General features: G+C 36.6%; 13 protein-coding genes. 6 read left to right on the top strand and 7 right to left on the bottom strand.

The genetic code is table 11. The features are described 5' to 3' along the window. Positions 1–98: 98 nt before the first annotated feature. A complete protein-coding gene (locus tag GH741_RS08230; protein WP_153736323.1) occupies positions 99–1004 on the bottom strand; it encodes a dienelactone hydrolase family protein in 906 nt (301 codons plus the stop codon). Between the two features lie 190 nt (positions 1005–1194). Between GH741_RS08230 and GH741_RS08225 the strand changes: the two genes are divergently transcribed. Then, positions 1195–1959, top strand: coding sequence for a PRC-barrel domain-containing protein (locus tag GH741_RS08225; RefSeq protein ID WP_153736322.1), 765 nt, complete (start codon positions 1195–1197; stop codon positions 1957–1959). A gap of 94 nt (positions 1960–2053) precedes the next feature. Here GH741_RS08225 and GH741_RS08220 read toward each other — a convergent pair whose 3' ends face one another. Next, the gene (locus tag GH741_RS08220; protein WP_153736321.1) at positions 2054–3052 is read right to left on the bottom strand and encodes a Gfo/Idh/MocA family protein; all 999 of its coding nucleotides are present in this window, start codon (positions 3050–3052) and stop codon (positions 2054–2056) included. Between the two features lie 249 nt (positions 3053–3301). Then, positions 3302–4306, bottom strand: a complete 1005-nt coding sequence (locus GH741_RS08215) for a DUF3231 family protein (RefSeq protein WP_153736320.1) — start codon at positions 4304–4306, stop codon at positions 3302–3304. Positions 4307–4552: 246 nt separating this feature from the next. Here GH741_RS08215 and GH741_RS08210 point away from each other — a divergent pair, with 246 nt between their 5' ends. Then, the gene (locus tag GH741_RS08210; protein WP_153736319.1) at positions 4553–6034 is read left to right on the top strand and encodes a methyl-accepting chemotaxis protein; all 1482 of its coding nucleotides are present in this window, start codon (positions 4553–4555) and stop codon (positions 6032–6034) included. A 109-nt stretch (positions 6035–6143) separates the two neighbouring features. Here the strand turns inward: GH741_RS08210 and GH741_RS08205 are convergent, their stop codons facing one another. Beyond that, positions 6144–6380 (bottom strand): hypothetical protein, encoded by a 237-nt coding sequence (locus GH741_RS08205; RefSeq protein ID WP_153736318.1) that lies wholly within the window; start codon positions 6378–6380, stop codon positions 6144–6146. A gap of 537 nt (positions 6381–6917) precedes the next feature. Between GH741_RS08205 and GH741_RS08200 the strand changes: the two genes are divergently transcribed. The 4 genes from GH741_RS08200 to GH741_RS08185 all read left to right on the top strand — a co-directional run bounded on the left by GH741_RS08200 (position 6918) and on the right by GH741_RS08185 (position 11809). Continuing rightward, positions 6918–7598: a response regulator transcription factor gene (locus tag GH741_RS08200; RefSeq protein ID WP_153736317.1), complete on the top strand. Its 681-nt coding sequence runs from the start codon at positions 6918–6920 to the stop codon at positions 7596–7598. Next, positions 7595–8944: a sensor histidine kinase gene (locus tag GH741_RS08195; RefSeq protein ID WP_153736316.1), complete on the top strand. Its 1350-nt coding sequence runs from the start codon at positions 7595–7597 to the stop codon at positions 8942–8944. Before GH741_RS08200 ends, GH741_RS08195 begins: the two co-directional genes overlap by 4 nt. Before the next feature lie 163 nt (positions 8945–9107). Further along, positions 9108–9806 carry a PepSY domain-containing protein gene (locus GH741_RS08190; protein WP_153736315.1) on the top strand — a complete coding sequence of 233 codons (699 nt, stop codon included), beginning with the start codon at positions 9108–9110 and terminating at the stop codon, positions 9804–9806. A gap of 188 nt (positions 9807–9994) precedes the next feature. Beyond that, positions 9995–11809 carry a cation:proton antiporter family protein gene (locus GH741_RS08185; protein ID WP_153736314.1) on the top strand — a complete coding sequence of 605 codons (1815 nt, stop codon included), beginning with the start codon at positions 9995–9997 and terminating at the stop codon, positions 11807–11809. 47 nt (positions 11810–11856) lie between these two features. Here GH741_RS08185 and GH741_RS08180 read toward each other — a convergent pair whose 3' ends face one another. From GH741_RS08180 to GH741_RS22100, 3 genes are all read right to left on the bottom strand, one after another. Further along, positions 11857–12408 carry a GNAT family N-acetyltransferase gene (locus GH741_RS08180; RefSeq protein ID WP_153736313.1) on the bottom strand — a complete coding sequence of 184 codons (552 nt, stop codon included), beginning with the start codon at positions 12406–12408 and terminating at the stop codon, positions 11857–11859. Positions 12409–12479: 71 nt separating this feature from the next. Continuing rightward, on the bottom strand, positions 12480–12758 hold the full coding sequence (locus GH741_RS08175) for a hypothetical protein (protein ID WP_153736312.1): 279 nt from the start codon (positions 12756–12758) through the stop codon (positions 12480–12482). A gap of 63 nt (positions 12759–12821) precedes the next feature. Continuing rightward, positions 12822–12950, bottom strand: coding sequence for a hypothetical protein (locus tag GH741_RS22100; protein ID WP_276608222.1), 129 nt, complete (start codon positions 12948–12950; stop codon positions 12822–12824). Between the last annotated feature and the right edge of the window lie 469 nt (positions 12951–13419).

Genomic DNA, 13419 nt, shown 5'->3' with positions numbered 1-13419 from the left:
AGCGCTATCATAATTCGATTCAACAAAATAAACTATTTCCCTCTAAATATTTGCATGTCCTTTAGTTTTCAAAGTTTTACCTATATAAATTAGAGTTTTTACAGCCATTTCTCTAAAAAGACCTTCACTTCATACCTCATATCGGCAGTTTCCAAATGACCAGTATTGTAGCGTAACAGATTCCATCTGTCTGAAGCACCTTTTTCCTCATATACAGCTTTCAAGTGCTGATCAAGTTTATCAAGACCTTTACTCGGGACAAGCCGATCGTAGTCTCCTGCAAGACTTAAATGGAAACGTGGTACAATTAATGAATTAATTTCTGAGGTCGAAAAATGTTTTAACAAATTAGGAACATAAAAATAAATCCCGTGCCCATCTAATCCCCTATCCTCTATTAGAGTATGAAAGTCTACTAATCCACAAATATCTACACAGACTTTAATCCGTGTATCTAGTGCGGCTAACCACCATGACATCACGCTTCCCATCGACATACCCATCGTTCCAATTCGAGTGGAATCTACGTCATCACGGGTGGTTAAGTAATCAATTGCACGAATACTATCATAAACCATTTGACCCCATAACACCTTCCCGTTCAGGAGCATTTCCTTGAAAAGCTCGCCCTCAGATCTTCCCATCCTGCTGCCAAATCCCCATGCATCAATACAAAGAACTGCATATCCCATCTTTGTTAGTTCCTCCGCATAAGAAGGCTCTTCTAAATAGGTATTACCTTGAAGTAGTTCATTTTTTCCAATATGGTATTGTCCACCATGCGAATGATTAAAAAGAATGGTTGGAAATGGTCCCTGTTGGTTTAGTGGTCGAACAAAATAAGCAGGAACTTTATCAACACCGTTTAAATCGAGCAGCCATTTTTCTAATACATATTCGTCTCTTACCTCTTCATTTAATTTTTTTGCTGAAATAGGCTGTGATTTATCCGGTAAATCACCTAGTAATCGATACAATTCCTCCCTACGTTTCTGTTGATTCATTTATTCCATCCTCTCGATAATCATTATGTATTCGCTATCATTCTATATCTATTTACTAACTGGTGCTAGCAAAAACTATTGGTAAAAGTGTGAGAACTCGATGTAAATCTCTCAAACTTAATTATGTTTAAGAATAATATTATTTGGTAATAGGATAATAAGACATATTATTTCGAGGAGGTATATCGAAATGTTACATTATGCAAATCGGATACAAGAATTTAACGTGCAAGCAACAGATGGCAAATTAGGAAAAGTGAAAGACATTTATTTTGATGAGGATAGTTGGGTGGTTAGGTACCTTGTTGTTGATACAAACAAATGGTTACCTGGTAGAAAGGTATTAGTTTCACCGATTTCTTTCGACCATATCGATTATGAGAATTCAACAGTAAATATTTTTGAATCGAAAGACATGATAAAAAATAGCCCTAGTATCGATGAACATCAACCTGTATCAAGAAAACAAGAGCAGATGTTGAGTGTTTATTATGGTTGGCCTTATTACTGGAATTATTTAGACACCCCTATGACTTGGGGACAATTCCCGACACCTGGGGAATTAAGGTCAGCAGGTAGTAAAGAGAAAGAACTAACACCAGAACAAGAAGAAAGCAAAAAACTGCGAAGTGTTAAGGAAATTAAAGGTGACTTTTCCGGTTATAACATTCAAGCTACCGATGGTGAAATCGGTCATGTGACAGATTTCATAGTTGATGATTACAATTGGAAGCTTCGCTATTTTATCGTGGAAACGAAAAAATTGCTACCAGGAAAATTCGTGTTACTATCAATCGATTGGATTGAAAGCATCTCATGGTTGGACCGAAATGTCGTCGTTGATTTACCAAAAGAAAAAATTGAGAATGGCCCATTTTACGATCTTCACCAACGCTTTACGAGAGACGATGAGAAACGTCTCTACGAAAGCTATAGTAAAACTCCATACTTTTAATCATAAAAAGGGTGTCCTGAATGCTAAGCGTTCGGGACACCCCTTTTGTATAGACATACCTAGTTTGTTAACTAAATAAGTACTTTATTTAGTCTCATTGTTCAGAAGGGTATTTAAGTCCCCATTGCCCTCTAATTTCATCCATTAGCTTCATAATTTTTAACGATTCATCCAGTGGCATAATGGAGCTTTCCTTTAGATCCCCATTCAAGCATCTACCTACTTCTTCAATTTCAAATGCATAACCTATTGATTCACGATCATCATAAAATGTTTCTATCTCCGCCCCAGCAACATGCAGTGAAGCTTCCTTAGCATGTAAAAATGTTGGTACACGGATATAACCTTCAGTCCCATGAATGACTGCTTCATTAGTCAAGCCAAGTCTAACAGCGCCATTAAGCGATGCAACTTTTCCAGAAGGATAGGACATAAGAACGGAAAATTCTTCATCGACACCAGTTTCACCGATATTGGCGGTGCTCATTATCTTATCAGGTTTTGAACCTAGAATCATAGAGGCAAATGATACCGGATAAATACCTGCATCAAGTAGCGCCCCTCCCCCAAGTTCAGGATTAAGCAGGCGCCATTCTGGGTCCCAAGGGGCGCGGAATCCGAAATCTGCTTTTACTAGACGAACCTCGCCAATTTTTCCACCCTCAATCCATTCCCTAACTTTCACGATTGGTGGTAAGAAACGGGTCCACATTGCTTCCATAAGGAAAAGCTTTTTATCTCTAGCAAATTCAATAACTTCTTCAAGCTCTTTTGCATTAACTGTAAATGATTTCTCACAAAGAACAGCCTTACCACCACGCAAACAGGTCAATGCATTTTCTTTATGAAAAGGATGTGGTGTGGCCACATATATAGCATCGACATTTGGATCCTGGGCTAGTTCTTCATAGCTTCCGTGAGCTTTTGGAATACTGTACGTTTCAGCAAATTCTGTAGCACTTTCTTGTGTCCGTGAACCGACTGCAACTCCCTCAGCATTCTCAGCAAACTTCAAATCCTTAGCGAATTGACTGGCAATCCCCCCTGTACCAAGAATTCCCCATCTAATTCTTCCGGTCTGTTTGTTATCCATTTTACCTACTCCTCCTCTAGTAACTTTTCAAAATAAAACTTAATCTGTATATAAACATCTTATCTGTTGTTAATTTTGCAACCCCAATCCAGGGCATCTTTTTCTATTTATACCCTAGTTATTAGAGGAAATCGTGGATGAAAACTCTACCTTTACTTTATCATAATTATAACAAAAAAGCCGGCTAAGCTAAAAAAGAGTAGATTACCATAACTGGCTCTACCCTTTACTAAGTAAGACTCTTAATCGTTACCCGTTAGCTAAGTTCTTCCGATCTGCTGCAGAGGGCGGCTTTTCCATCCAACCATTTTCAATCATAAGCTTTGCCCCGTCTTCTGTGTATTCCCCTACTTCGGCCATTAAACGGGTATAAGCAGCTGCTAAATCTCTCCTTGCACTTGTAGCGATACTTGCACCATAGTAACCCATTCCCGCCGCCTGAACTGCGGCAGTGTGGAACATGATCAATTTATCACTAAACGGAGCCTGTTTAGATCGAGTTGGAGATGCATCAGAAGTCATTGGTACCAGGATGTTACTTTCATCTAGGAACTTACTAAAGACTGCACAATGATGCTTAGCAATTTCGACCCCTCTAGTAACATACTTCGCTACTTCTCTAGAACTCGCTACTTGACTGAATCCAGTTAACATTCCAATTCCAAGTACATTTCTCTGGATGTTGTTAAATAAAAATGAAATTTCAGTTGATGTAAGCGGTCGTTGTTCCCCAATCCACCCTGAAATAAAATGCTGCTTGTGAACAAATTCAACTTGTTCATGATAAGGTATATAAGGTGGACGAATATACACCCCTTTTTCCTGCATAACATCTGTCACACGATTATATAGTTCGATGGAAGAGTTTAAAGATTTAGAAAAATAATCACGAATATCCTCCCTCGACGAATTTGGTAATGACATGCTATACGTATTTAATCCCATTGAACCGATGTGAGAAAGGTAGGAAAGGATAAATAAATCTGTATATAATCTATCTGCATGAAGATTAACATCCTGTTCCGTAAAACCCATTGGAATTGGAAGGTTTTCTTCTTTAAAAATTCCTCTTAATAATTCCTCATGTTCTACCGATAAACCTAAAGAGAACTTTAAAAGTGAGCGTATTTGATCATCTTCAACTATCTCAAGAAAATAGGTAGTAGTACAAGTTACTACTGTGCTATTTTGAAATGCACCCCATAAAACAGCCATTTCAGCAGAAGTTAATTTTGGATGATGATTCGTTTCCATTTAGTGAATGACCTCCATTTTTTTATAGTGACTATATATAAGTATTCCAAAAAATCGGCTAATTATTTGTCTTATGTCGCATTGGTTGTACAGATTCTAATGTAATAATTTTAAAGAAGTTGGAAATATCTATTAATTATTGAAAAACTGATTGTTAATTTATGGTTGTATTTATATAATTAAATATATACATTTATCTACATTTTTCGCGTAATACATTTCTTACATAACAATAGGGGGACCACCATGAATTTAGTTGAAAATATGAAGCTACAAGATACGATTAAGAAGAACACACTCATGCTAATTACCGTATTAATCTCACTGGCTGCAGGGGCTGGCTTGTCTTTTGTTAAACAAGACAATTTTACATTTATCGTTTATGCAACTGAAATTATTTTAGTAGCCCTACTATACCTCGTATTACAAAGAATAATGAAAAAACCAACGATATTGCCTTATGTAATTATTGCAGTTGTTTATTCTGCTAACTTTATATCAATCTTCCAAGAAGGTGGCAGTATTCCCACTATCCTTATTATTTTATTTATGACAATCATCTCAGCCATTCAACTAAACAGAAAAATATTTTTCTTTGGCTACATATTAGGATTGGCGGTTTTAATCGCAAACAATTTCTATGTAACAGCTAACACTGAAGCAATTCAAGACCTTTTTAGTACGGTTCTTTTAATCTACGTCTTAGCAGGAATTATATTCAACGTAGTGATTCGCCTAGCCTCAGAGCAAACAAAGAAGCTGGCAGACTATTTGCATCAATCGGAAGAAGAATCAAAGAAAAAAGAAGCACAAAAAATCCAATTAGAGCAAAACATAACTGAAATAATCGAAAGTATTTCAGAAGTAAATGATCATTTACAAACGAATTTATCTGCACAAAATGAGATGGCATCGGCAATTAATGAAGTATCGATTGGTAGTCAAACACAATCGGAGCAGATTTCTGAAATCTCACAAAATACAAATGAAACAAAATCAAATATTGATCAGGTGCATAGCAAATCAATTGAATTATATGATGCATCTAACAATGCTAGTAAGCTAACGGACAATGGAAAAATTAAAATTGATGAACTTAATAAAAATAATAAGGCGATTGAAGATGTAATTAAAGATTTGAATGCAACGTTTAAAATATTAACCGAAAAAATAACTGATACTAACACACTTGCCGGTACCATCAAAGAGATAACCGAACAAACAAACTTACTAGCTCTTAATGCATCAATTGAAGCAGCACGAGCGGGGGAAGCAGGAAAAGGCTTTGCTGTGGTTGCAGATGAAATTCGAAAGCTTGCTGATTTAACAGGGAAAACTACTGAAAAAATCACAAAGAACCTAGCTGAATTAAATACTAGTAATAAGCAAGCAATCGAACAAATGGAAGAAAGTAAACAAAACATTGAGATTGGGGTCCGATCAACAGGTGAAGTAACTGGGTATTTCGACCAAATTTCAACTACGATGTATAAGCTGGACGAAGGTCTAAAGAGCTTCACTTATTTAGCAGAAAAAGTCCAGAATCAATCAAATGACGTGGAAAACTCAACCAATGATTTTGCTGCTATTATTGAACAAACATCTGCGAGTTTAGAAGAGATGAATGCTACTATTGAAAATCTAACTAGCGGCAATCACCAGTTATCCAAAATCATGGATGAAACAGTGTCCAAAGCAATTGCAATCAAAGATAACTTTAATCAATAATTATCATTTAAACTAATGATACAACCTAGTTCCTTCTATTATATGGGATTAGGTTGTATCATTTTTTTGTATCCCTACTAAATGTGTGTATTCCCCCGTCTGACAATTATCAATCTATCCTTTTTAATAAGAGCATTGTAGACACAAAATCTATAGACTCCGACGTAACTATTGATATTTTTTTTTCACTTTTCCTTAATCGGCTGCTATGTAGATTTGCGCTCCGGGCAGTCGCTTTCCGCGGGCAACGCTTCAACTTCCTCGGAAGAAAACCGCTTCCTGCGGGATTTTCAGCCGTCGCTTTTCCCGCAGGAGTCGACTGCCCTCCACTCCAATCAACCACCATATAAGTGTAGGTGCAAATACAACAAAATACTTATGTAAGAAATACACGAAGATCTATAAAAATACAAATCTTTGCGAGATGAAACTTTCAAAAATGAATAGTGATATTAATGAATTAAAATTTTTTGAGGTTCAACTTACTTGAACAGAAAGCTATTCTTCGGAAAAATGCGACACTCCTATGGGAAAGGAACAGTCTGAAGACCCCGCAACGAGCGATTTTTCTCGTGAGGAGGCTGAAGCGTTCCCCATGGAAAGGGAGTGTTTTTCCGAAGCGATGGATGATCACTCATCCTATAAAGGATGGGGTACAGTCACACAAAGTTACGACGCAATTTATATCAACTGCGAAAAATAATACCTCATAATTTAGATGGTGATGGAATCAGTTTTTATGTCAGGAAAAGTACTAATCACAGTACAATTATCTCAGAACCTTGAGTAATATTTTTGTTTTTCTGATTACACCTTTCTATTTTAGCCATTTCGGTTATTATTAGTATTATATAAATGAAACCTCAATGGAGTTGATATTTGAATGCCAAACATACTGATTGTTGAAGACGAACAAAAGCTTGCCAGAGTTATTCAACTAGAATTAAGCTATGAAGGCTATCAAACTGAAATCGCCACGAATGGGAAAGATGCCTTAGAGAAAATTCTTGGACAATCTTGGGACCTTATCTTATTGGATATTCTTTTGCCACAATTAAGCGGTTTGGAAGTGCTCAGACGGGTTCGAAATAAAGATACAGCAACCCCAATTATATTACTAACAGCTCGCGATGAAGTTCATGATAAAGTTTCCGGCTTAGACTTAGGAGCCAACGACTATATAACAAAACCATTTCAAATTGAAGAGTTATTAGCACGAATTCGTGTTCATTTGCGAAGTCGCCCTTCCTCCTCCACTGAACAATTGAAAATTGGCGATCTTTCTGTAAATGTACAAACCCGCGAGGTGAAGCGTGAAGAACAACACATCGAGCTAACTCCACGAGAGTTTGATCTGCTCGTCTATTTAATGAAAAATGCAAATCAAGTATTACACCGAAACCAATTAGTCGAACAGGTTTGGGGTTATGATTATTTCGGAGACACGAATGTCGTTGATGTCTATATTCGATATTTGCGGCAAAAGGTTGATAACCCCTTTAAAAATCCATATATTAATACCATTCGTGGTGTAGGGTATTCAATAAAGGAAAACAAATCATGAAAATCCGAACAAAAATCCAACTATTTTTAAGCCTAATTATGATACTCGGTATCGTTCTTGTTAACGCCGCAGTTTATTTTTTATTTTATAATGTATCACTAAACGCTGAAATGGAACGCGTCCAATCACAAGCCAATAGCCTGATGGAGGCATTAGCACAAAATGAAAACATAGAAGCAGAGCCTCGCCAGTTTTTAAAAGCATATATCCCACCTAACGGAATGATCAGAGTTATTAATGATCAAGAGAAAGTGATTCAATCAATTTCTAAGAGAGCCGAATACTATAACCTCCCATTCACCTTTGCAAGGACAGAGTCCAATCAAATAGTTGTAGGTGAGGATGAGACTCCATATGCTGTAATTTCAATTCCACTAATTTGGAACGACGGGGAAATAATAACACTACAGGTGACCGAACATCTTACTTCACTTCATGAAACAATGTCTACACTGTTGATTGTCTTAGTGTTAGCTTCCTTAATCATGATTGTTCCCATAGCTATAGCAGGCAGGTTGTTAGGAAACTTTGTTGTCCGACCAATTCAGCTGCTTACCCATTCAATGACAGACAACCCAAAAGATGGGGAATGGAAAAAAATAAACACGAACAACCGCTCCAATGATGAATTGTACCAAATGGAAAATACGTATAATCAAATGATTGATCGACTAAATGAAAGTGTTAATCGCCAAGAACAGTTTGTTTCTGATGCATCCCACGAATTAAGAACACCAATTGCTGTCATTAAAAGCTATGCTCAACTACTTAAACGTTGGGGAAAGGAAAAGCCCGAGGTGTTTGAAGAAGCTATTCAAGCAATTAGCTCTGAATCAGAAAAAATGCAACATATGACGGAACAAATGCTATCACTTGCCAAGAACCAACAACGTGAGAATCTTCTTTTTGAAACAATAAACGTTGTTTCCTTAACTAAAGATGTCATCCGTTCCTTATCAGTAGCATACAGTCGTAAAATCACCTTGTTTACTGAGATTCAGCAGTTAGATTTTAGTGCTGATAAAGAAAAAATTAGCCAGGCATTATATATTCTCATTGATAATGCATGCAAATATAGCGATGATGAAATTCATGTGAGCATTGATCGACTAGACAAGGAACTGCAACTGTCGGTTAAGGATTTTGGAGAGGGACTAAGTGAATCTGATGCTGAGCAGATCTTTGACCGTTTCTACCGGGTTGATAAAGCTAGAAACCGAAAAACAGGTGGAACAGGTCTTGGTTTATCAATAGCACTTTATATTGTTCATGCACATGGTGGAGATATCAAGGTGAAAAGCAAGCAAGGAGAATGGTCTATCTTTACCATCCACCTTCCATATTAGTAATTTTAATTAGATTCTCATCAAATTCTAATTTAAATCACATCGAACCTTCATAAAAATTGCTTATGCTATAAGTAATTAGAAAAACCGACATCGTTTAAAACGGTTTCGAAGTTTTTCACACTACCAATTAAGTGGTGGTGCAAAATTAGGAGGTATAAAAATGAAGAATAGAAAATTTATTTCAATTGTCGGTGCTCTTGTTATTGTTGGTGGTGCATTTGGGATTTACCAATTAACCGCATCACCTGCTTCAGCTAGTTTATCTGAGGAGGAAGCACGAACGAAAGCCCAAAACCAATTTCCAGGTGAAGTCGTTGAAATTGAGTTAGATGAAAATGGTAAGAACAGTGTTTACGAGGTAGAAATTGAAGGAACAGATCGTAGTTATGAACTTTTAATTGATGCAAACTCAGGTGAGATACTGCATCTAGAAGAAGATTTTAAAGGCACAAACAAAACAAGCGATGGCAAAGACGATCAAGAGCGTTCAACCGATGACGACTCGTCAAATGATGATACTAATGATGATAAGAATGTAACTCTAACTGAAAAAAGTGATGATAATGCTGATGGTAAAAATGAAAATACAACTGACAAAAATGACGACGATGCTGATGATAGCGAAACGAACGTGAGTAAAAAATCTACGAATACAAAGACACCAATTTCATCTGAAAAAGCTAAAGAAATTGCTCTAGCAGAAGTAAATGGTACCATTACCGAGATTGAATTGGATGAGGATGACGGTTATCTCACTTATGAGATTGAATTAGTTACTGATAAAAATGAAGTAGATATCGATATTGACGCTTACACCGGTGCAATTATCGCTGTATCTCTTGATGATCTAGACGATTAATAAAATAGACACTGGCATTGATCAACTAAATCAATGCCTTTTCTTATTTTCGTACTTTAGTATCTATAAATTATAAAATAGCAAATTAAACCGTTATGCTATTAATGAATTCCATATTAAGGTAGGATAATTAAATAAAGCAATTAACTGAATTTTCATTAATCATTGATTCGAAAGTAGGTGTTTAATTGGAACATCAATCCGTAACCTCACTAATGTTCGTAGTAGGTATCGCTTTTTTCATCCCAATTATCCTGCAACGTTTTCGGCTGACATTTGTTCCAGTTGTTATAGCCGAAATAATAGCCGGTTTGATTATTGGAAAAAGTGGTTTGAACATTATTTCTGAAGATCCATTACTCGAACTACTTTCGCTATTAGGTTTTATTTTCCTAATGTTCATTAGCGGTTTAGAAATAGATTTTAGTGTTTTCAAGAAAAAGAAGAAGCCAGATAATCTGCCTAATCCTGTTATTATTTCACTGATTATATTCGCGCTTATTATCACCATTTCTTTTGGTCTATCTTATTTATTAGTATGGTTCCAACTAATTAAAGAACCTTTTCTCATGACGTTAATTATATCAACGATCTCCTTAGGTATTGTCGTTCCAGTTATCAAAGAAAAAAACTTAACCGAAGGAATACTAGGTCAAATTATCCTACTCGTTACCGTCATAGCTGATTTTTCTACAATGATTTTATTAACCGTCTATGCAATGTTTCGTGATGAGGAAGGGCTTAGGGTTTTTCTGCTTTTCGTCCTATTCGTAGCCGTTTTTCTTGCCTATCGTTTAATCCGTAGATTTTTTCAATTCGAATGGTTTGATAATCTACTTAAAGGAACGGTGCAACTTGGTACTCGAGGAGTATTTGCCTTAATTTTATTATTTGTTTCCCTTTCAGAAACGATTGGTGCGGAAAATATTTTAGGAGCCTTTCTTGCTGGGGTTATTATTTCTTTGTTGTCTCCAAAAAAAGAGTTTGTCCATCAGTTAGATTCATTCGGATTTGGTTTCCTGATTCCCATCTTCTTCGTGATGGTTGGGGTTAGGTTAAATATTTGGGAGTTGTTTGTTGATTCAAGAATTTTAATATTAATGCCACTATTATTGTTGTTTATGTATGTTGCTAAAATAATTCCTGCACTTGTTTTGAAAAAATGGTACTCATGGAAAGAAACAATTAGCATTGGGATTTTAACAGCTTCAAAGCTTAGCCTCGTTATTGCAGCAGCATCGATTGCCCTTGAGTTGGGTGTAATCAATGATGTACTTAATGGCGCTATTATCCTAGTATCAATTATTACTTGTCTCATTTCACCAATTGCTTTTGCGAAAATGTTTCCAACGTCAAATTCAAATGGCAAAAAACTTAAAATTTCAATTGTTGGTGCTAGTGAGGCCACCCTATTAGTTGCTAGGGATATTATGGAAGATAAATCAATTGTCCGTCTATATAGTACCGAAACACAAACAGAGGAAAGAGATAGTCCGTTTCCTATTATCCAAATTAGCGAGCTCTCAATTGAACAGCTTGAGAAAAAGGATGCGTTTCGAGCCGACAAAATAATTTTTGCTACTGAGGATGATTCAACCAACATCTCACTCGGCCAACATGCAAAGAAGCATGATATTGATACTGTTGTCATTAAAGTTGAAGAACAGGCTTTACACAAAAAATTAGTTGATGAAGACTTTGCTGTGTACTCAACATTACACTCAACAAGAACATTCCTTAAAGCACTAATTGATAACCCTGGGCTTCTTCAACTGATTACCAAACATAATAAAACAATAAAAGAAATAGTCGTGAATCATTCTAATTTCGATCAGACACCAATTACAGAGCTTCCGTTTCTCGGAGAATCTCTTATTCTACATATCTACCGCTACGGACAAGTAATTATCCCTCATGGAGACACATCTCTCCATAATGGTGATAAGCTACTTGTAAGTGGAAGAAATGAAGATCTGCTAGGGATTGAAAAAGCATTATCTTAATTCAAGACTATCCAATCACTCAAAAAACAAGCGTGAAGTGCATCAGTTTATTGCATTTCACGCTTTAGTTTTCCGTAAATTACGACATCCTGATAGGTGCCATTCAGTAGTTGGTGCTCGCGAAAATAGCCCTCCCTTTTAAAGCTAAGCCTCTCTAAGAGCTTTAGAACTGCCTTATTCTTTCTAAGCGTATAGGCCTGAATTTTATTTAAATGGAGGTTTTTAAATCCATACTGAATCAGCTCCGGCAACAGTTCGGTCGCATATCCTTTCCCCCAATGCTCTTTAAGAAAATTCCCCCCTATTTCTGCGTGGTTAGATTCCTGGTCCCAGTTTCGAAACCCACAGGTTCCTATTAACTTTCCTGACTCTTTTTGAATAACAGCCCATCTAATTGAATCATCATAACGATTTGGATTCATCGTTTGTCTAATAAATTGCTCCGCTTCTTTTATACTTTTTAATCCTGGACTATTATCAAATTGAAGTACTCCTGGATCAGAATAAATCAAATATATCTCTTTTTTATCACTAATAAAGAAATTCCGAATATATAGACTTTCTGTTTCAAAATGAAAAGACTCTTTTCTATGAATCATATTTTCCCGTCCTCACGTTGTTTACATAGAAAAAAGGAGTGGCAATTTAAAGCCACACCTTAATAATCATATTACCAATAGTAAGGGTATGGCCTAAATGCTAATGAGGCAATTGAACCTAAACCAATACCTACTAACGCTCCAGCACCAAAGGCAGGTCCCCATAGAAACATTCCAGGTCCACCGGGGCCTGCTGGTGGCACACCTCCAGCTTCATGTTGACGAAGGTATACCTTCTCATAATCAACCTTTTCAATAACCCCTTCATACACCTTCCCATGAACATCTCTGATTACTACCGATTTTTTTATGCTTTTTTGACACAACTCGTAATAATGACTAACAGACATCATTACCCTCCTTCGAAATAATTTATTTTTTTAAAAAAGACTCTTTTCGATAGTTTGTTGCTATTAATATATACTGCTACGTTGATTTCCGCTCCGGGCAGTCGCTCTCCGCGGGCAACGCTTCAACTTCCTCGGAAGAAAACCACTTCCTGTGGGATTTTCAGCTGTTGGGACTGCGATTACTCGCCCCATCGAAAACCATTTGCTTTTCCCGCAGGAGTCCACTGTTCTCCGCTCCAATCACTATCCTATACGTAGTGTAATTCAACATCTTAGAAAAGCTTTCTATTTAAGGGGAAAGTCCTCTTCACAAAGGAACACTATTACCAGTATAGGCAGAATGAGTAGACTCCTAGTAAATCCAAACCCTTTTTCTAAGTGCGATGTGATTCAGGAAGATAATTCAGGTCTGCGATTACTCGTCGGATGAAGACCGTTGCTGCCTGGTTAAATGTAATAAGTCAAACAAAGCACTATACCAACGCAGGAAATACACGGAGACTCCTCGAAAATACACATCTATTTTCTTTGTATGAAAATCTTCACGTGAAAAGGCAATAAGAAATTAGACCCTACAATAATTATCTTTTTTGAAGAGCCAACATATCCTTAACTGATATTTGTTTTAGATTATGCTACTTCCGGATCAGTACTTGTTATC

Source organism: Aquibacillus halophilus, assembly GCF_009649745.1.
In the GTDB taxonomy this organism is placed as follows: Bacteria; Bacillota; Bacilli; order Bacillales; family Amphibacillaceae; genus Aquibacillus; species Aquibacillus halophilus.
This window is presented reverse-complemented; position numbering and strand designations above follow the sequence as displayed.

Bases quoted from the DNA above. Each gene is read 5' to 3' on its own strand.
- GH741_RS08230 (WP_153736323.1), bottom strand. From the start codon at position 1,004: ATGAATCAACAGAAACGTAGGGAGGAATTGTATCGATTACTAGGTGAT.
- GH741_RS08225 (WP_153736322.1), top strand. From the start codon at position 1,195: ATGTTACATTATGCAAATCGGATACAAGAATTTAACGTGCAAGCAACA.
- GH741_RS08220 (WP_153736321.1), bottom strand. From the start codon at position 3,052: ATGGATAACAAACAGACCGGAAGAATTAGATGGGGAATTCTTGGTACA.
- GH741_RS08215 (WP_153736320.1), bottom strand. From the start codon at position 4,306: ATGGAAACGAATCATCATCCAAAATTAACTTCTGCTGAAATGGCTGTT.
- GH741_RS08210 (WP_153736319.1), top strand. From the start codon at position 4,553: ATGAATTTAGTTGAAAATATGAAGCTACAAGATACGATTAAGAAGAAC.
- GH741_RS08205 (WP_153736318.1), bottom strand. From the start codon at position 6,380: ATGGTGGTTGATTGGAGTGGAGGGCAGTCGACTCCTGCGGGAAAAGCG.
- GH741_RS08200 (WP_153736317.1), top strand. From the start codon at position 6,918: ATGCCAAACATACTGATTGTTGAAGACGAACAAAAGCTTGCCAGAGTT.
- GH741_RS08195 (WP_153736316.1), top strand. From the start codon at position 7,595: ATGAAAATCCGAACAAAAATCCAACTATTTTTAAGCCTAATTATGATA.
- GH741_RS08190 (WP_153736315.1), top strand. From the start codon at position 9,108: ATGAAGAATAGAAAATTTATTTCAATTGTCGGTGCTCTTGTTATTGTT.
- GH741_RS08180 (WP_153736313.1), bottom strand. From the start codon at position 12,408: ATGATTCATAGAAAAGAGTCTTTTCATTTTGAAACAGAAAGTCTATAT.
- GH741_RS08175 (WP_153736312.1), bottom strand. From the start codon at position 12,758: ATGTCTGTTAGTCATTATTACGAGTTGTGTCAAAAAAGCATAAAAAAA.
- GH741_RS22100 (WP_276608222.1), bottom strand. From the start codon at position 12,950: ATGGGGCGAGTAATCGCAGTCCCAACAGCTGAAAATCCCACAGGAAGT.